Source organism: Bradyrhizobium sp. B097 (assembly GCF_038957035.1).
In the GTDB taxonomy this organism is placed as follows: Bacteria; Pseudomonadota; Alphaproteobacteria; order Rhizobiales; family Xanthobacteraceae; genus Bradyrhizobium.
In genome coordinates, this window is the sequence record NZ_CP152412.1 from 1206608 (window position 1) to 1224696 (window position 18089).

The 18089-nt window shown below is 61.0% G+C and carries 13 protein-coding genes; 11 read left to right on the forward strand and 2 right to left on the reverse strand.

Translation table 11 applies throughout. The features are described 5' to 3' along the window. The 9 genes from AAFG07_RS05490 to AAFG07_RS05530 all read left to right on the forward strand — a co-directional run bounded on the left by AAFG07_RS05490 (position 1) and on the right by AAFG07_RS05530 (position 9575). Complete coding sequence (locus tag AAFG07_RS05490; RefSeq protein WP_342726349.1) at positions 1-948, forward strand: ABC transporter permease; 948 nt, start codon at positions 1-3, stop codon at positions 946-948. A 7-nt stretch (positions 949-955) separates the two neighbouring features. Further along, on the forward strand, positions 956-1639 hold the full coding sequence (locus tag AAFG07_RS05495) for an SGNH/GDSL hydrolase family protein (protein ID WP_342726350.1): 684 nt from the start codon (positions 956-958) through the stop codon (positions 1637-1639). Between the two features lie 449 nt (positions 1640-2088). Continuing rightward, on the forward strand, positions 2089-3000 hold the full coding sequence (locus AAFG07_RS05500; protein ID WP_342726351.1) for a helix-turn-helix domain-containing protein: 912 nt from the start codon (positions 2089-2091) through the stop codon (positions 2998-3000). A gap of 245 nt (positions 3001-3245) precedes the next feature. Further along, the gene (locus AAFG07_RS05505) at positions 3246-3758 is read left to right on the forward strand and encodes a heme-binding protein (protein ID WP_342726352.1); all 513 of its coding nucleotides are present in this window, start codon (positions 3246-3248) and stop codon (positions 3756-3758) included. 8 nt (positions 3759-3766) lie between these two features. Beyond that, positions 3767-4816, forward strand: a complete 1050-nt coding sequence (locus tag AAFG07_RS05510) for an alpha/beta fold hydrolase (RefSeq protein WP_342726353.1) — start codon at positions 3767-3769, stop codon at positions 4814-4816. A gap of 32 nt (positions 4817-4848) precedes the next feature. Next, positions 4849-5709, forward strand: coding sequence for an ABC transporter ATP-binding protein (locus tag AAFG07_RS05515; protein ID WP_342726354.1), 861 nt, complete (start codon positions 4849-4851; stop codon positions 5707-5709). 10 nt (positions 5710-5719) lie between these two features. After that, entirely contained in the window at positions 5720-6535 is an 816-nt protein-coding gene (locus AAFG07_RS05520) for an ABC transporter permease (RefSeq protein ID WP_342726355.1), read from the forward strand. A 76-nt stretch (positions 6536-6611) separates the two neighbouring features. After that, on the forward strand, positions 6612-7775 hold the full coding sequence (locus AAFG07_RS05525) for an ABC transporter substrate-binding protein (protein ID WP_342726356.1): 1164 nt from the start codon (positions 6612-6614) through the stop codon (positions 7773-7775). A 165-nt stretch (positions 7776-7940) separates the two neighbouring features. Continuing rightward, positions 7941-9575 (forward strand): dihydroxyacetone kinase subunit DhaK, encoded by a 1635-nt coding sequence (locus AAFG07_RS05530; protein WP_342726357.1) that lies wholly within the window; start codon positions 7941-7943, stop codon positions 9573-9575. 472 nt (positions 9576-10047) lie between these two features. On the opposite strand, the gene AAFG07_RS05535 is transcribed toward AAFG07_RS05530, so the two are convergent. After that, positions 10048-12915 carry a hypothetical protein gene (locus tag AAFG07_RS05535; protein ID WP_342726358.1) on the reverse strand — a complete coding sequence of 956 codons (2868 nt, stop codon included), beginning with the start codon at positions 12913-12915 and terminating at the stop codon, positions 10048-10050. 703 nt (positions 12916-13618) lie between these two features. Here AAFG07_RS05535 and AAFG07_RS05540 point away from each other — a divergent pair. Both AAFG07_RS05540 and AAFG07_RS05545 read left to right on the forward strand, forming a co-directional pair. Further along, positions 13619-15760, forward strand: a complete 2142-nt coding sequence (locus AAFG07_RS05540) for a type I secretion system permease/ATPase (RefSeq protein WP_342726359.1) — start codon at positions 13619-13621, stop codon at positions 15758-15760. Next, complete coding sequence (locus AAFG07_RS05545; RefSeq protein ID WP_342726360.1) at positions 15744-17156, forward strand: HlyD family type I secretion periplasmic adaptor subunit; 1413 nt, start codon at positions 15744-15746, stop codon at positions 17154-17156. Before AAFG07_RS05540 ends, AAFG07_RS05545 begins: the two co-directional genes overlap by 17 nt. A gap of 21 nt (positions 17157-17177) precedes the next feature. Here the strand turns inward: AAFG07_RS05545 and AAFG07_RS05550 are convergent, their stop codons facing one another. Then, the gene (locus tag AAFG07_RS05550; RefSeq protein WP_342726361.1) at positions 17178-17981 is read right to left on the reverse strand and encodes an FkbM family methyltransferase; all 804 of its coding nucleotides are present in this window, start codon (positions 17979-17981) and stop codon (positions 17178-17180) included. Positions 17982-18089 lie beyond the last annotated feature (108 nt).

Genomic DNA, 18089 nt, shown 5'->3' on the forward strand with positions numbered 1-18089 from the left:
ATGAACAGACTTTCGAATCTGTCCCGCGCGGCTTTGCGAGTACCGCCTTCCTATGTCGTTTTCGCAGTGCTCCTTGTCACCCTGTGGGCGATGCGGCCCAACCTGATGAACGTCGCGATCCTCGGTACGTTTGCGCGCCAGGTCGTGCCGCTCGGCATCGTCGTTCTCGGACAGCTCCTTGTAATCTCCTCGCGCTCCATCGACCTGTCCGCGGGCGGTGTCATTCTGCTCGTCAACTATCTGATATCTTCCGGCCTTCTTTACGACTGGCCCGTTTGTCTGGTCATTCTTCTGTGCCTTGGTGTCGGGTTGTCGGTCGGCCTTGCGAATGGCCTACTCGTGGGCAAGCGCAGAGCCTCCGCCGTCATTGTGACGCTCGCGCTGAACATCATTCTTATCGGATTGGTCGAATATCTCGCGAACGGCAAGCCGCCGGGAGATGTGCCGAAGTATTTCCGCGAGCTCTATAACCTAAGGTTCTGGACGCTGCCGGCCCCGGTCATCTTCTGGTTCGCGCTCGCTGGACTTATGAGCGCGTTTCTCGGCAGATCCGTGTTCGGCAGATTCGTCTGGTCGATCGGGAGCAATCCGATATCCGCTCATTTCTCGGGCGTGCCCGTCGAACGCACGGTCGTGCTTGCGCACACGATCTGTGGGCTCATGTCTGCCGTGGCCGCGCTGGTTCAGACGTCGTCGATCGCGGTCGGGAGCGTGCGATTCGGACCCGAGCTCGTCATGAACTCGATCGCGGCGACCATATTGGGCGGCGTGGTCTTCGGCCGACCTGCGCTTGTGTGGGGCCCGTTCGTCGGCGTCCTCTGCTTCGCCCTTCTGTTCGTTGTCATGACGACTATGGGCGTGCAGGAGCCAGGCAAGCTCATCGCTCAGGGGCTGATCATCCTTCTCGCCGCGATTTTCTACGGCGTTCGTTCCAAATCAAACTCATGAGGGACCGATGACGAAACGTATCCTGTGCTTTGGAGACTCGCTCACCTGGGGATGGGTTGCCGTCCCCGAAGGCTCGCCCACGACCCGTTTTCCCTATGCGGAGCGATGGACGGGCGTCATGGCTGCGAAGCTGGGACCCGACTACGAGATCATCGAGGAGGGGTTAAGCGCACGTACGACATCGATCGATGATCCGGCTGATCCGCGATTGAACGGTTCAGCCTATCTTCCATCAGCTCTCGCAAGTCATCTTCCGCTGGATCTCGCCATCATCATGCTCGGGACCAACGATACCAAGAGCTATTTCCACCGCACGCCCTACGAGATTGCGGTCGGTATGTCGAAGCTGGTGGGACAGGTGCTCACTTCGGGCGGCGGAGTCGGCACCATCTATCCCGCGCCCAAAGTGCTCATCGTCTCGCCGCCGCCACTCGCCAAATTGCCGGACCCGTGGTTCCAGGGAATGTTTGAGGGCGGGCACGAGAAGACCATCGAACTCGCCAATCAGTATAGTGCGCTCGCCGCCTTCATGAAGGTCGACTTCTTCGATGCTGGTAGCGTGATCTCAACCGACGGTGTGGATGGAATTCACTTCACCGCCAAGAATAACGCGGACCTTGGAAGAGCGCTTGCCGGGAAGGTAGCGGATATCTTTGCCACGACCGCGAAACGCGAGAAGGTCTTAACGTAGTCTGCATTCACGCCAGACAAGATGGTGCCTCAACCTCAAGGGATCAGTTGCCATCAGCTGCATTTGCGAATTGCGTCGCGGTCGCGCCGCGTGCGCTCCGTGGTCCCGCATGGGACGTTCCTCCCGAAACTGGTCATGACCTTCATGACCGGGCCCGCACTTCCCACAAGTGCGGGCTTTTTTCGGAACGCCAGCCGAATATGCGGTTTTGGCCACCCTGCATTCAAAGGTGCGACCGCCTCTTCGAGGAGCGTATCCAGCTCAATCAAGGCATCTGTCCACAGACCATCCAACAACTCCGCCGATCTTTAACTGGCCGATCCGGATTTGACTTAGAAGGGAGCTGGCATAAGATCGAATGAAGGGCGTTTTGTCGCCCGGTGCCCATCTGCCGTGAATTTCGCCAGGCGTAGGCCCGCGAGATGGGAAGTCGGAATCGGGAGGAGTTGTTGGGCACACAAAGCCAGGAAGCGTGGCATGCCCCCGCCCTTGCAGAGGATATCCGCGAGGATGTCTTTGCAAAGCAGCGGAAGCTGCGCACCCGGCTTCTTGATCGTGGTGCAATCCGCTACGCCCACGCGCGCGATCTAGCCGCACACATGCTTCTTCATCTTGATGACCTGTCGGGCTGCTGGTCGATTGCCACCAACTGGCTGCGGGCCGAACTTCGATGTCAGCGCGTCGACACCGGTTTCGGAATGCGCGAGGCCAGGGACTATTTCCCCGGCTTTGCGGAAGCAAAGGACGCAGGCTACGATGTTCCCTCGTTCGGCGGCAAAGCCGTCGACAATCGGGATGCCGCGATGCAGGCGATGTGGCTGGATCCCCGCCCGGTGATCTTTGCCGATATCAAGCAGGACAGCCGCATCACGATGCGACTGCGGCAGAGGCTTTCGGGGGCGCGGACGAAATCAAAGTTCGCTTGGGCGCTCCGGGCCGGACGCGGCAGCTACGGCCTGATCTGCGCCGACTGGACCGAGCATTTTGCCCCTTGGGAATCCGGCCTTTATGATTGCTTCGAGCAGACGGTGGTCGATGTCCTTAGCCCGATCGTTGCCGTTGCCAAAGAGATTGCCGATCGAGACCCGACGAGTCGGAATGGAGAGGCGCAGGGTAGCTATCCACTGACCTTATCCATGAGCCTTTCAGCGACTGCGTGGCTAGCAACCCTTACGGATTCAGAAGTCGAGGTCGCCAGACTGGTCGCGAAGGGCCTGAGCTACAAGGAAATCGCTAGAATTCGCCGCAGGTCCTTTTCCACTATCGATCATCAGCTCAGAAGCATCCGGCAGAAGACCGGCGTTTCAAGCACCTCCGCCTTGGTCAGCCTGCTGGCGCGGACCGGCTTGCCGCTGGCCTGAAGAGCAGCGGACGTCGCGCCGACCACATTCGCAACGTCGGGGAGCGAACGTCTACTCCTGACGAAAACCAGCATTCCCAAGATGTTGGATCGATGAAGCCATGCTTCACCGATCCTGATCGGTATCGCGAACCTTCGCGATAGATGGCTCCGCACGTCTCTTGGTAGACCCGTATTGCACGCAAATCATCGTGCCGCGCTGAACCATCTCAGATGGGGGGTTTTGCGAAGGGCGGGGGAGACGAGATGACCAAGCAATTGCTTGCGGCAACAATGCTCATGGCTTGCCTGCCAACGCTCGGCATGGCCGAGGGCTTAAAAGGCAAGCCCATACTTACCTACGGCGCAGCCGAAAAGATGATTGCGGCCTGTTTCGCTGCGCAGGCGGCCGCCGGGTATGCGAAGGTCAATGTCGTCGTGGTCGACGACGGGGGGCGTCTGATCGCCGCCGCGCGACAGGATGGGGCCTGCAAGGCCTGCACCGGCATTGCGGAGAACAAGGCGATCACGTCGTCGCTGTATGCCGCACCAACCCGGGCATTCGCCGATCTGTCCTTTGGCGCTAAGCGCGATGGCGTGAACGCCCTATTGCCAGGCGCGGCGTTTGTTCCTGGCCTTGTGGCGTTTGCAGGCGGCCTACCGATAAAGACCGGGACGGGCGATGTCGTCGGCGGGATTGGTGTCAGCGGCGGCAGCGAGGACCAGGACGAAAGCTGCGCGCAAGCGGGCCTTAATGCAGTTTCAGAAAGCCTGAACTGAGTGGCGCCATGATCGAGAACCCGTTTTACGGCCGCGAAACGCAGGGCGAGTTCAAGCTTTACGAACTCGGCAACCTCATCCTTGAAAGCGGCGAAACGCTGCGTGGCGCAAAGCTGGCCTATCGCACCTTCGGCAAGCTGAACGCAGAAAAATCCAACGCCATTCTGGTGACAACCTGGTTCTCGGGAACCGGCAAGGTGATGCAGGACGTATATGTCGGCCAGAGCCACGCGCTTGATCCGGACCGATACTTCATTGTCATTGTGGATCAGCTTGGCAGCGGCGTGTCGTCGTCGCCACAGAACACCCCCGCGCCACAGGCGATGGCGAAGTTTCCGAAGCTTACAATTGGCGACGATGTCCGCGCGCAGCACCAGATGTTGACAGACCTGTTCGGAATCGAACGGCTGGTGCTTGTGGTCGGCGGGTCGATGGGCGGGCAGCAGGTCTATGAATGGGCGGTCGCCTATCCGCTGATGGTTGAACGGGCGGCGCCGATAGCTGCGACGGCCCGTATTTCGCTGCACCAGCAGGTCTTTGTCGAAACTCTCAAAGAGGCGATCACGTCCGACCCCTGCTGGAACGGCGGCTGGTACGCCTCGGGCCTCGTCGTGCGCGAGGGCATGGACCGGATGGCGCGGATCGTGGCGACACTCGGCTGGTCTACGCAGTTCTACCAAGAAGAACGTTGGCGCAGCGTCGTTGGCATGTCGTCGCTTGACGATTTCATCAACGGCGTGATGAAGGCCTATTTCGAGCCGATGGATCCCAATGTCCTATTGTGTGAGATGCACAAATGGCAGCGGGCTGACGTGTCGCGGCACGCAGGGGGCGATCTTGCTCGAGCGCTGGCTCAGGTCAAGGCAAGGACAATGGTCATGCCCATCAGTCATGACAGTTTCTTCCCCCCGCAGGAATGCGAGGCCGACTGTCGCCTTGTGCGGGGCGCTCTGTTTCGGGTGATCCAGTCCCCTGAGGGTCACATGGGCCTGAATGGGTTCGAGCCGGGATACATGGAGCAGGTGGACCGCCATCTGAATGAACTGCTAGCCACCTGACGACTTCCAAAATCAATTTTGACCGCCCCCGAGTGCTGTGGCGCCGGGGAACGGAGGGGCATGCCCCGACGACCGCGCCGGAGGACGCGTTCAAGATGCAACAGATCAAGAGCAAGGCTCTCAACGTCAGAGCTGCCACCAAGACCTACACGACCCAATCGGGCGAAGTTCATGCCCTGAAGGACGTCGATCTGACGGTGCGGCCGGGCGAGTTCATCTCGGTCGTTGGACCCTCCGGTTGCGGCAAGACCACGCTGCTATGGTCGATCGCAGGATTGCACAAGCTAACCTCCGGCGCCATCGCTCTTGGCGAGGAATGGATTACCGGCCCACATCCCAGCATCGGGATGATGTTTCAGGAGGCAAACCTTCTGCCTTGGCGGACGATCCGCAAGAACATCGAGCTTCCGTTCGAGATCCGGGGACATCGCCCGGATACCGCGCGGATCGATACATTCCTGCAGCGTGTGGGGCTGGGCGGTTTCGGCGACAAGATGCCCCGCGAACTGTCCGGAGGCATGCAGCAGCGCGCGTCCATCGTGCGCGCGCTGGCCAGTGATCCCACGGTTCTTTTGATGGACGAGCCCTTCGGGGCGCTTGACGCTTTCACCCGCGACGAGATGAACAAGCTGGTCGAGGAGATCTGGCTGGAATCCCGCAAGACGGTGATGCTGATTACCCATTCCATCGCTGAGGCGGTGTTTCTGGCCGACAAGGTCTACATCATGAGCGCCCGCCCCGGTCAGATCGCGCGAATGGTGGACATTCCATTTCCGCGGCCACGGTCGCTGGACCTGATGGAAACGCGCGAGTTCTTCGAACTCGTCAACATGATCAAGCACGACATCCAGCACCAGCCGCCGGCCAGGCTTGCGGTTGCTGCGGCGAGATGAGGGCAACACCATGAGCCAGACAACTCAGACCGGTTCGGGCATCGCGGGTGCAACAGGAATTGCCAGCGGACTTGGTGACCAAGGGGTCAAGGAAGTGGCCGCGATCATCGCTGTGGCTCTGCTTGTCGTCGGTGGCGGAGAGCTGCTTTTGCGCCTGTTTGGCGTGCCGCAATACATTCTGCCCACTCCATCGGCTATCGCCAGCGTGTTCTTCTCGCACGAAATCTCGACCATCTGCGAACACTATTCCTACACGCTCATCGAACTGTTGGCAGGCTATGCCATCGGAGCGTCGATCGGGTTGGTCCTGGCTGCGGTCATCACGCAATTTCCGTTCGTGGAAAAGGTGATCACGCCGTACATCCTGTTGCTGGTGACCACGCCGATGCTGGCACTGGTGCCGCTCTTGATCCTGAACTTCGGCTTCGGATTCACACCGAGGATCATCGCCGTTGCTCTCGCGTCCGGTCCGATGGTGATGATCAACGCAGCCACCGGATTTCGGCGCGTCGACACGATGAAGATTGCGCTGGCGCGATCCTGCGGAGCATCGACCCTGCAGATATTCACAAAGATCCGCATTCCGATGGCCATGCCGATGGTAATCGTAGGCCTGATGATCGGAGCGATCTTCGGCATGATCACCGCGGTCGGCGCCGAGATGTCGGGCGGTGGGTTCGGGCTTGGCAGCCGCCTGACAACCTATTCTTCGACGCTTCGCATGCCGGAATTCTTTGCTTGCATCGTGATCCTCGCTGTCACCGGGATCACGATCTACGCCTTTTTCTTCTGGCTCGGGAAAAGGCTGGCCGGCTGGGAAAGCTGACCAGAAACGGGCGAAACGCCGCGCTCGACCCGGGACATACCAACATCGCGGCCTAACCAACGAGGGAGGAGATCCTATGACTCACCAAATGATGACGCGTCGGCGGCTGCTGCAAGTCAGCGCCACCGGCCTTGTGACAACCACCGTTCTCGGCGGCGGACTGCTGACCTCGGGCGCGGCCCAGGCCAGGCCCTACAAGTCTCCCTTCACCTGGATTTCGCCACGGGGCACCGTCGAGGTGATGGACGACTACCCTTACTGGGTCGCCAGGGAGAAGGGCTACTTCGGTGATCTCGGAGTAGAGACCGCTATGGAGCCGGGCCCTTCGGACGGGACCGCGGTGGTGAAATTCCTGGCGGTGCAACAGGCCGATATCGGTTTTCCCTCGCCGGGCGTTCTTTCCTTTGCGGTCAACGCGGGGATGGACCTTGTCTCGGTGTTCGGCAGCGGCTGTCTCGATCTCTTCAACGTCGCCTTCCGCAAAGGCGAAGGAGTCAAGGATCTGAAGCTACTCGAAGGCAAGACCGTGCTTGTGGGGTCGGCCGCTTGGCAGTCGATCTGCGACCCAATGTTTGCCGCCGTCGGTGTGAATCCCAAGAAGATCACCTATGTGGAGGCGGGCTGGCCGACCTGGACAACTGCGCTTGCCAGCGGACAGGGGCATGCCTGCCTCGCCTGGGAAGGCCTCAGGGCCGATCTGGGCGCAAAGGGTCTCAATTTCGACTACTGGCTGGGCATGCGCGGCTCACCTCTGCCGTCGAATTCGTTGGTCGTGCGGCGGTCCGATCTGGAGGATCCGGATCGGCTGAAGTTCCTGAAGAAGTACCTGAAGGGCTGGGCCATGGGCAGCGAGTTCGCCGACCGCAACCCGCGCGCCGCCGCCGATATCGTGTTCAAGGCGTTGCCGACGACCAAGGCCAACTACGGTCCGCGAGCAGGCACGGAAAGCCTCATGCAGATCCACCGCACCTTCAAGGGCAATATGGCGGCACGCGCAGGCTGGGGCGAGCACAACATTCCGGCTTGGGACAAGTTCTTCAAGACACTCAAGACCATCGGCCAGTCGAGCATCGACATCGATACCACCCGCTATGTCACCAATGAATTCATCGCGGGAGCGAACGACTTCGACAAGGCGAAGGTTCATGCCGATGCCGATGCTTATGCGCTGCCCAAGGAACTCGCGGCGATCGACATGGCTGACGTCGAAGCGAAGTTCTACAGCAACGTGATCAACTGACAGAACCGCGGCGCTGGCGGCGTGCGCACCGAAGCATGGCGCGATCTCGGTCACGTGAAGGACCGGGAACAGGCATCAACCATGCCACCTCGCCGGGCACCTACCTCCCGGTGCCCGGTGAGGAGTTGCATTCGGGTTGATGTCGCAAACAAAGAGACGATCAGAATGGCGCAGTTCATCAATTCCAAGGAAGACATTGTTCAAGAGGCGATCGACGGCCTTGTCGCCGCTTCCGGTGGACAACTCGTCAGGTTGAGCGGGTATCCGTTCATCCGGGTCGTCGCTCGGTCGGATTGGGACGGATCCCGTGTGGCGGTGATCTCCGGCGGCGGGGCGGGGCATGAACCAGCACATGCAGGCTTTGTCGGCCCGGGCATGCTGACGGCGGCAGTCTGCGGCGACATCTTTGCCTCTCCATCCGTCGAGGCGGTCCTGGCAGGAATCCTTGCTGTGACCGGACATGCCGGCTGTGTCCTGATCGTCAAGAACTACACCGGCGACAGGCTGAACTTCGGTCTTGCCGCTGAACGGGCTCGGGCCCTCGGCAAGAAAGTCAACATGGTCATCGTCCAAGACGATATCGCCATCCCGGACATCAGCCGTCCTCGCGGCGTCGCTGGAACTCTCTTCGTGCACAAGCTTGCCGGCGCGGTGTCCGAGCGCGGAGGCGACCTGGATGCCGTGACTGCAGCAGCACGCCGGGCGGCCTCCAATGTCATGAGCATCGGCATGTCGCTGGATACCTGCACGGTGCCCGGTTCGCGCAAGGAAAACCGAATCCGCCCGGGAGAGATCGAACTGGGGCTTGGCATCCACGGCGAAGCCGGCGCTTCGCACATCCCGTATCTTGGCGCACGTCAGGCTATGGCGGATGCTGCTGCAAAGCTCCTCCCAAGAATGAACGGCAGCAGCAGCTACGCAGCGCTCCTGAACAACCTCGGCTCTACGACCGAGCTTGAAATGTCCATCCTTGCCGGAGAGTTGCGGCAGTCCGCCATCGGACCCGCGATTTCCCATATCGTCGGTCCTGCCTCGATGATGACGGCACTGGACATGCACGGCTTTTCGCTGACGCTCTATTCGCTGAACACTGAGGACGAAAAGCTGCTGACCACGGAAACGCCACTGCGTACCTGGCCGGGGCTTAAGCCTTTCACGGCGCCCCGCATCGTGCCGTTGCCCGATGGGTTGGCTCCCCTGCGTCCAACGCCATCCGCCGATCCAGCAACCGAGGCACTCCTCATCCGGTGTTGCAAGGCGCTGATCGCGGCTGAGGCCGATCTGAATGCGCTCGATACAAGAGCGGGAGACGGCGATACCGGAACAACCCTGGCCAGGGCGGCGCGAGCCTTGATCCAAAACATTGGTCTGCTTCCGCTGTCGGACCCCACGCAACTCTGTCGCGCGCTGGGGCAAGAACTCAGCCAGACCATGGGCGGCTCTTCGGGGGTCCTGCTCGCGATCTTCTTCGCTGCCGCAGGGGATGCGGCATCAAGCGGGCACAGCCTGATGGGTGCGCTGAAGGTTGGATTGGCAAGGATGCAGGATGTGGGTGGCGCGCAACCGGGTGACCGAACCATGATCGACGCGCTGCTGCCCGGCCTTGATGCCTTGCCACGGGGGTTGGCCTATGCAGCCCGCGCAGCAAGAGAGGGGGCGAACCGGACGGCCACCATGTCCAGGGCGCATGCTGGAAGAGCCACCTACATCAGCGCGGAACAGCTGCAAGGACATGCCGACCCGGGCGCAGAAGCCGTTGCGAGATTGTTTGAGAGCTTGTGCCAAGTCGGTGTTGAATGAGTTGTTGTTCGCATTGACCAGGCGCTTCAGTAGGCCTTCTTCCAGCCGCAGTTGCAGTGCGTCGGCAGTTGGGAAGCCTAATCCTCACGGGCGCTCGCGCAAGCGTTTGTAGTCCAACACTCTTTCTTCGTCACTTTCACACCAGCCGGCTTGACGCGTGCCTTCGCAGGGCAACGGTTCTGCGTCGGCAGGACATCCTGCGATCGATGATCTTGGCCCCGAGAGCATTTTTAGGCCGCTGCACGAAAGAGCCCGTTCTTCAACGCCAGAGCCCCCACTGCCAGGGTCGAAGGAAGCAGGGGATTGTTTCGCAATTTGAGATGGTTGCAGGTCCCCGCAACCAAGTTCGGACCAACCGGTTCCGATAAAATGGCCCGCATCGCGCGGGCCATTTTTGTTTTGAGATGGATTCGCGCTCACGTTGCCGATTGCCCGGGTGCGGATCACTGCGTCCCCCAACCCGGCGCGCGTCCTAGACGATGAAATGAAATTCCTGCCAGGCGCTCCAGATCATGCCGTCGTTGGCGCGAACCCAGAGGTCGTCAGACACGGTGCCGCCATCGAAAGTCGTGCTGGCGAGCTGGGCCGCACTGACGTTGATTGCGGTGTTGGTGGGCTGCGCATTGCCGCCGATGCTCCAGTGGCCGCTGCTTGCCGACGCCGTCGAATCCCACAATTGATACTGGCTCATGCTGTCCCCGTCGGCATCCGAGACCGAGAACAGGCTCGTTGCGGCCACGCTCTGGTTGGCGGTCGCGTGGAAGTCGGATGCGGAGACGACCGGAGCATGGTCAATCGGTGCGGTGACGTGAAATTCCTTCCACGGTCCCCAGGCGAAGCCGTCATAGGCCCTCGCCCAGAGATCGTCTGAACCGGAGCCGCTCTGAAAGCTTGTGGTCGAGAGCTGGGCTGCCGTCACATCGATTGCAACATTGGTGCCCTGAGCTACTCCCCCGACCACCCAGTGCCCGCTGCTGGGATCAGACGTCGAATCCCACAGCTGATAGTTGGCGATAGTGTCTCCATCCGCGTCGGTGGCCGAGAACAGCGCGGAGGCCGCGATATCCTGGCCGTGGCTCGCGGAATAGTCGGTGGCCGATACGATCGGAAGGTTGTCGGCTGGCGCGTTGACGTGAAACTCCTTCCAGTTGCTCCAAGTCATGCCATCGAAGGCTCGCACCCAGAGATCGTCGGAGCCCGAACCGCTCTGGAACGAGGCATTCGTCAATTGGGTGGGCGTAACATCGATGGCGATGTTGGCGGCCTGCGCCACGCCGCCGACCACCCAATGCCCGCTGGCAGGATCGGCGGTCGAGTCCCAGAACTGATAATGGGTGAACGTATCGTTGTCGGCGTCGCTGACCGAGAACAGGCTCGACGCGGCGATGTCCTGACCGTGCGTTGCGGTCATGTCCGATGCGCTCACCACGGGCGCATGGTCGATCGGCGCGTTGACGTGGAATTCCTTCCAGGCTCCCCATGTGATGCCGTCATTGGCTCGCGCCCACAGGTCATCCGATCCGGAGCCCGATTGAAACGAGGTGCTCGTCAATTGAGCGGGCGTCACATCGATGGCGATGTTGGTGGCCTGCGCCACTCCGCCGACCACCCAGTGGCCGCTGGCGGGATCGCTCGTTGAATCCCAAACCTGATAGGCGGTGATCGTGTCGCCATCGCCGTCGGTCGCGCTGAAGAGACTGGATGCGGCGATATCCTGGCCGTGGGTCGCCGAAGAGTCGGTTGCGCTCACGGCCGGCGCATGATCCGGGCCTGGCGTGACCGTGAACGGGACCCATGCTCCCCACAGCGTTCCATCGTAAGCCCTGACCCAGAGCTGGTCCGGAGCTGAACCGAATTGGTAGGTGGTCTGTGCAAGCTGCGCGGCAGTGATGTCGATCTCCGCATCGGTGGCCTGAACGGCGCCATTCACCACCCAGGCGCCGTTTCCGTTGCTGTCCCAGAGTGCGTATTGGGTGATCGTATCGCTATCCGGATCGGTGGCGCTGAACAGGCTCGAAGCCGCGACCGACATTTGCCCGTGTGCTGCCGTGAAGCCGGAAGCCGAAGCAACCGGAGCATGATCCGGAGTTGGCGTGGCCGTGAACGGGACCCATGCTCCCCAGAGATATCCGTCATAGGCCCGTACCCAGAGCGTGTCCGGGGCCGCACCGAACACATAGCTCACTTGCGAGAGGCTGGCGGCCGCGACGTCGATCTCGGCGTTGGTGGCTTGTGTGGCACCATTGATCGCCCAGTGCCCGTGGCCCTCGGTGTCCCAGAATGCATACTTGGTGATGCTGTCGCCATCCGCGTCGCTGGCTGAGAACAGTGAGGATCCAGTTGCCGAGAGCTGCCCGTGCGACCCGGTCACGTTGGTTGCCGTGACCAGGGGCGCATGATCAGCCGGAGAAATCACGAAGGATTTCCAGTCGCTCCACAAATAGCCATCGAAGGCTCTCACCCACAGCGTGTCCGAGCCGGGGCCGGCCTGGTAACTCGCTTGGGCCAATTGCGACGCGCTGATGTCGATCTCGGTGTTGGTGCCCTGGACTGTTCCTCCCACCGTCCAGTGACCGTTGCCATTGGTGTCCCAGAAGGAATATTCGGTGATGGAATCGCCCGTGGCCATGTTCACCGAGAACAAGGATGAGGCCGCATAGATCTGATTTCGGGCGGCGGACTGATCGCTGGCGGTTACGACAGGTGTCGTCCGGATGCTGTATCCGAGGTCCTTCAGAACTCCGATGTCCAGGTTGGAGATCGCGTACTGGTAATTGGCGTAGAAGACGATCCCGTTCATCAGGTCCAGCGTAAGTGGATCCTTCACGGTCGACGGGGTGGCGTAGAGGTCGGATTGCTGGTTGCCGAAATGGTAGTAGTTCTGGGTGGTGCTGTTGGTGGTCAACGGTACCGGGCCGCCGTAAGCGGCCTCGGCATTCGCACCAACAAAGTTGGCGCCGGTTGCGGTCTTTTGAATCAGGGTGTCGAACGTGGACTCGTATGCGCCGGGCAACTGGCCGCTCTGGTCGTACCAGCCCGTCATGCCGAAGCCGTGCATGAGCTCATGCAGAAAAACGTTGATCGGATTGATCACGTTTCCAGGCACCTGACTGGACCAGCTCAGGCCGTAGTCGAGGTCGATGTACTGGAAGTAGCCGGGATCGATGTTGATGGTGATGTCGCTTGTCGTTCCAGGCACGTGCTGTCCGGTGGTCAGCTCGTACTGGCTTGACGGCTCATACACCGCGAGCCCGCCATTCGTGCCGATGTAGTAGCTCGAGGTAGGCCCGCCGTCGGCGCGGCCGACGGCGGTGGGCAGGATGTTGAGGGACACCGCCACGGTGCCGATGCCCAGGATATATCGCTGCCAAATATTGAGGGCCTGCTCGAGATCGTAAACGAGAGACGTGTCGGCAGATCCGCCTACGTTCGATGAATCGTTTAATGTTACGGAATAATTCCAAGTCATCTTGGTCGGGCCTTCAATCTATGGTAGCGTAGCAACAATCAGTAGTATTCATGCTGACCAGTCACGGCGTAGTCAACAGGCGCCAAACGGCCGGCACCGGACAAACCGCACGTGAGGCTGTTCATCTCCAGCGCCTCGGGCGCGATAGGCTTGGAGCATGGCACCGAGGCCCTGGCTATTCTTGCATGCTGCAAGATCGGAAGGGCATGACCCCCTTATACGCGATAAGGCCGACGCGATCATCCCTTCGATCCCGGTGACAGCCATATCGCGTGCCGCGATCCGTAAGACTACGGAGCCTGGTTCGGCTTTCCGAATGGTTCCGCGATGGACTCCATGATCGGCATGATGTTGCTCGCGAATTCGGCTTGGCCGTTGATAACGCCAATTGCATCTCGCCGAAGAGCCATAGTACTCTAACTGTCATATTCATTTGCTGCTCTGTCGTTTCGTTGCGAATAGCCAGTTTGCGCTGATCGCGAGGCCGACGGGCGGGGGCGGGGCGCGCTCACGGCAATCTCGGCTCACCTTCGACTGCAATTATTTTCAGCTACTGAGCAGATTAAATCGCGAGATGATTGAAACGCGGAGCGGTACGACAGCAGACAGCGGGATAGTTGGGCTCGCGATGCTGCTGCGTTTTCACGGCCTCCCGGCCGATGTCGACCAGATTCGTCATCAAGTCGGCAACGGCCCGTTCGGAACGCCGGAGATGCTGCGGTACGCGCGCTCGACCGGCGTCAAGGCTCGCGAGCTGAGCACCAACTGGTTAAGGCTCGAGAAGGTCCCGCTTCCTGCCATCGCGCTGTTGCGCGACGGCGGCCATCTGATCCTCGCCAAGGTGGGCGCAGACAAGATCCTCGTTCAATCGCCTCTGTCAGAGCGCCCGGAGTTGATCACGAGGGCCGAACTGGAAGCGGTGTGGACCGGCAAGCTGATCCTGGTGAGCCGGCGGGCGGGACTGGTCAATCTTGCACGCCGCTTTGACCTGTCGTGGTTTCTGGGGGCAATCCACAAATATCGGTACCATTTCGTGGAGGTGTTGATCGCCTCCTTTTTCTTGCAGCTGTTTGCATTGGTGTCGCCGCTGTTCTTTCAGGTGGTGATCGACAAGGTCCTGGTTAATCACACACTCAGCACACTCGACGTGCTCGTCGTGGGGTTGATCGGCATCGCGGTTTTTGAGACGGCCCTCGCGATACTGAGGACCTACCTGTTCTCCCACGTGACCAACCGGATCGATGTCGAACTGGGAGCCCGCTTGTTTCGACACCTCATCGGGCTGCCCATTGCCTATTTTCAGGCTCGCCGGGTCGGCGACTCGGTTGCGCGGGTCCGCGAGCTGGAGAACATTCGCAACTTCCTGACCGGCTCCGCGCTGACGGTCGTGATAGACCTGTTCTTCACCGTCGTTTTCATCGGTGTAATGTTTATCTACTCGCCGATCCTGACCTGGATCGTGCTTGGGTCCTTCCCGCTTTACGTCGGCATCTCGGCCGGCGCGACGCCGATGTTCCGTCAGCGGCTGGATACCAAATTCGAGCGCGGGGCCGAAAACCAGGCCTTTCTCGTCGAGAGCGTGACCGGGGTCGAGACCATCAAGGCCATGGCGCTCGAACCGCAGATGCAGCGCCGCTGGGAGGAGCAGCTTGCCGGCTACGTGGCGGCCAGCTTCCGCGTGCTCAGCCTGGCGAATGTCGCGAGCCAATCGGTCCAGTTCGTGAGCAAGCTCGTCACCGCGGTGATCCTCTACGCCGGCGCCAAGCTGGTGATCGACGGAAGCCTCACGGTGGGCGAGCTGATCGCCTTCAACATGTTCTCGTCACGCGTGAGCGCGCCGGTTCTGCGGCTGGCGCAGCTCTGGCAGGACTTCCATCAGGCCAGGCTCTCTGTCGCGCGGCTCGGCGACATCCTGAATACGCCGGCGGAGCAGACGTTCAGCCCCGGTCGCGCCGTGCCGCCGCCCATCAAGGGGCAGGTCACCCTTGAACACGTGTCCTTCCGCTATCGGGTCGATGGACCCGAAGTGCTGCACGACATCAACATCAGCATTCCGGCCGGCCAGGTCGTCGGCATCGTCGGTCCGTCCGGTTCGGGCAAGAGCACCTTCACGAAGCTCGTTCAGCGGCTTTACGTTCCGGAGAAGGGCAGGGTCCTTGTCGACGGGGTCGACCTTGCGATGGTCGATCCGGCGTGGCTGCGTCGCCAGGTCGGCGTCGTCCTGCAGGAAAACGTGTTGTTCAATCGCAGCGTACGGGAAAACATCGCGCTCGCCGACCCGGCCGCTCCGATGGAGAAAGTGGTCGCCGCGGCTCAGCTTGCGGGAGCGCACGAATTCATTCTGGAGCTGCCGGAAGGCTACGACACCGTCGTCGGCGAACGCGGCTCCAGTCTGTCGGGAGGGCAGCGGCAACGCATCGCGATCGCGCGGGCCCTTATCACCGATCCGCGCATCCTGATCTTCGACGAAGCGACGAGTTCGCTCGACTACGAAAGCGAAAGAGTCATTCAAGACAATATGAACCGGATCGTGAAGGGACGAACGGTTTTCGTCATTGCACATCGCCTGTCCGCCGTCAGGCGCACCGATCGGATCATCACCATCGATCGCGGCCGGCTCGTCGAACAGGGATCCCACGAGGAGTTGCTCAGCACAGGCGGAAGATACGCGTCGCTGTACCGGTTGCAGGCGGGGATCCATGAAGTCGGCTCGTGAAGCGCTTGCGGTCGGGGGCAAAACCCGGGACGAGCTGGCCTTCCTGCCGGCCGCCCTCGAAATCGTCGAGACGCCGCCATCTCCCACCGCCAGGCTGACCGCCGGCTTGCTTGCTGCCTTGTTCTGCTGCGCCGTGGCGTGGGCGGGTCTCGGCAAGATCGACATCGTTGCCTCGGCACCCGGAAAGATCGTGCCGGGCGACCGTGTGAAGCTGGTTCAGCCGCTCGAGATCGGAGTGGTGCGCGCGATTCACGTCCGCGACGGCCAAACCGTCAAGGCCGGCGAGATTCTGATCGAGCTGGATCCGACCAGCAATCAGGCGGAGCTTCAGCATCTGAAGAACGATCTTCTCTCGGCACTGCTGGATATCTCACGCACCCGTTCGGCGCTTGACGGAAATACCGACGCGCTTGAGGGCGTGCCGGACGACACGCCGCCCGCCTTGATTCAAATGCATCTGGAGTACTTGCGCAGTCAGGATTCCGAGCAGCGCGCCAAATTGTCCGAACTGGATCGGCAACGCCTGCAGAAGGTCGCGGAGACCAGGACGATCGACGCCAGCATCGCGAAGATTGAAGCTTTGCTGCCGGTGCTGCAGGAGCGCGTCGGGGTTCGCAAGTACCTGGCGGACCGGGAGTACGGTTCAAAGCTGCAATATCTGCAGGAGCTCCAGGAGCTCGTCGGGATGCAGCAGGACATCCTGGTGCAGCGGAGCAAGCTCCAGGAGGCCAACGCGGCCGTCGCCGCGCTCGAAGAGACGCGCGCCAAGCTTGTCTCGGAATACCGCCACCGCCTGTACGATGATCTGGCCAAGGCGACGCAGAAGGCCGGCAGCCTCAAGGACGAGGTGTCCAAAGCCGAGCACCGGACCAACCTTCAGAAACTTGCAGCCCCCATCGATGGCGTGGTGCAGCAATTGGCGGTGCACACTGTCGGCGGTGTCGTCACTCCCGCCCAGACGCTCGCGGTCGTCGTACCCAGCGACAATCTGATTGAAATCGAAGCGATGGTTTCAAATCGCGATATCGGCTTCGTGCACCCGGGCCAGGACGCCGAAATCAAGGTCGATACCTTCAACTTCACGCGCTACGGCCTGCTGCACGGCAAGATCGTCAGCGTCTCGCCCGATTCCGTCTCCCGCGACAAGGCGCGGGATCCGGCCCGCGAGCCCAATGGCGGAGCGCCGGACGAAAGCAGCGAGCCAAAGGGGCAGGGGCCGGTGTATGTCGCGCATGTCTCGATCGACCGGACCAAGATGGTCGTCGATGACAAGGAGATCAATCTTTCGCCGGGAATGACCGTGACTGTCGAGATCAGGACGGGCGCCCGCAGCGTCATGAGCTATTTGCTGTCGCCGATCGTGCGCTACCGGAAGGATGCTCTCCGCGAGCGGTGAAGGAATTCGGCGGTCAGGCCGTCATGACGTGGTTCGCGATTCGACGTGGCTCAGGGTCGGGTCGGATTCATGGATCGCAAGGCAGTTTTGCCCCGCGTCGTAGGTCCGGTATCCATGATCGTTCAGCTTGCGAACCAGTGCGGCCTTGTCGGTCTTGATGAATTCCGCATGAATGACGGGTTGATGTTGCCGGATCGTGGCGCTGGCTCCTTCCAGCACCTTCAACTCCATCCCTTCGACGTCGATCTTGATCAGATCGCAGCGGCTCAGATTCAGGGAGTCCAGGGTGATCATCGTCGTCTCAGAGCCTTTGGCCTCGGAATAATCGATCTTCTGGCCGATCTGCTCGGTGCCGGGGCGTTGCGTCACCTCCAGACTTCCGAAGCTGGCGGGCTCCTGATGGCTTAAGGTCGGCACCCAGGTCTTGCCGGTTTCCGACGAAATCACCGCGTGCATCGCCCGCGCGTTGAAGCAGTTGTTGATGGCGATGTTGCCGGCAAGCGCGTAGTAGACCCGCTCCTGCGCCTCGATGGCAAGGATTGAACCCCAGCCGTCCATGTGCTTGGACCATTCGATGGTGTGAACGCCGATGTTCGCCCCGCAGTCGATGGCCACCACGCCGTCCCCTCGGTAGGTTCTTCGCAGTGCAAGAAGACCCTTGGTCAGCTCGATTTCTGTGACGTCGAACGCGCCGTGCTCGAGAATCTGAATCCCAACGCCAAAGGTGTGATCGCCCGCGGTGTGGTAGTCCAGCCGGTTGACGATCAGCGGGCCATGCGCCGACGCTGCGATCACAAACGGGACCTTGCTGGGATTGCGGCTCATCGATTCAGTTTCTTTGTTTCTGCCGGTCCGGGACGAGCGGCTGCAAGGGGGTACTCGCTAAAGCTTTCGTCCGTTGACGCGGTTGTCAATCTCGCTTACCTTCTGCCC

Coding starts and splice junctions, on each gene's coding strand:
- AAFG07_RS05490 (WP_342726349.1), top strand. CDS start 1: ATGAACAGACTTTCGAATCTGTCCCGCGCGGCTTTGCGAGTACCGCCT.
- AAFG07_RS05495 (WP_342726350.1), top strand. CDS start 956: ATGACGAAACGTATCCTGTGCTTTGGAGACTCGCTCACCTGGGGATGG.
- AAFG07_RS05505 (WP_342726352.1), top strand. CDS start 3,246: ATGACCAAGCAATTGCTTGCGGCAACAATGCTCATGGCTTGCCTGCCA.
- AAFG07_RS05510 (WP_342726353.1), top strand. CDS start 3,767: ATGATCGAGAACCCGTTTTACGGCCGCGAAACGCAGGGCGAGTTCAAG.
- AAFG07_RS05520 (WP_342726355.1), top strand. CDS start 5,720: ATGAGCCAGACAACTCAGACCGGTTCGGGCATCGCGGGTGCAACAGGA.
- AAFG07_RS05525 (WP_342726356.1), top strand. CDS start 6,612: ATGACTCACCAAATGATGACGCGTCGGCGGCTGCTGCAAGTCAGCGCC.
- AAFG07_RS05530 (WP_342726357.1), top strand. CDS start 7,941: ATGGCGCAGTTCATCAATTCCAAGGAAGACATTGTTCAAGAGGCGATC.
- AAFG07_RS05540 (WP_342726359.1), top strand. CDS start 13,619: ATGATTGAAACGCGGAGCGGTACGACAGCAGACAGCGGGATAGTTGGG.
- AAFG07_RS05545 (WP_342726360.1), top strand. CDS start 15,744: ATGAAGTCGGCTCGTGAAGCGCTTGCGGTCGGGGGCAAAACCCGGGAC.
- AAFG07_RS05550 (WP_342726361.1), bottom strand. CDS start 17,981: ATGAGCCGCAATCCCAGCAAGGTCCCGTTTGTGATCGCAGCGTCGGCG.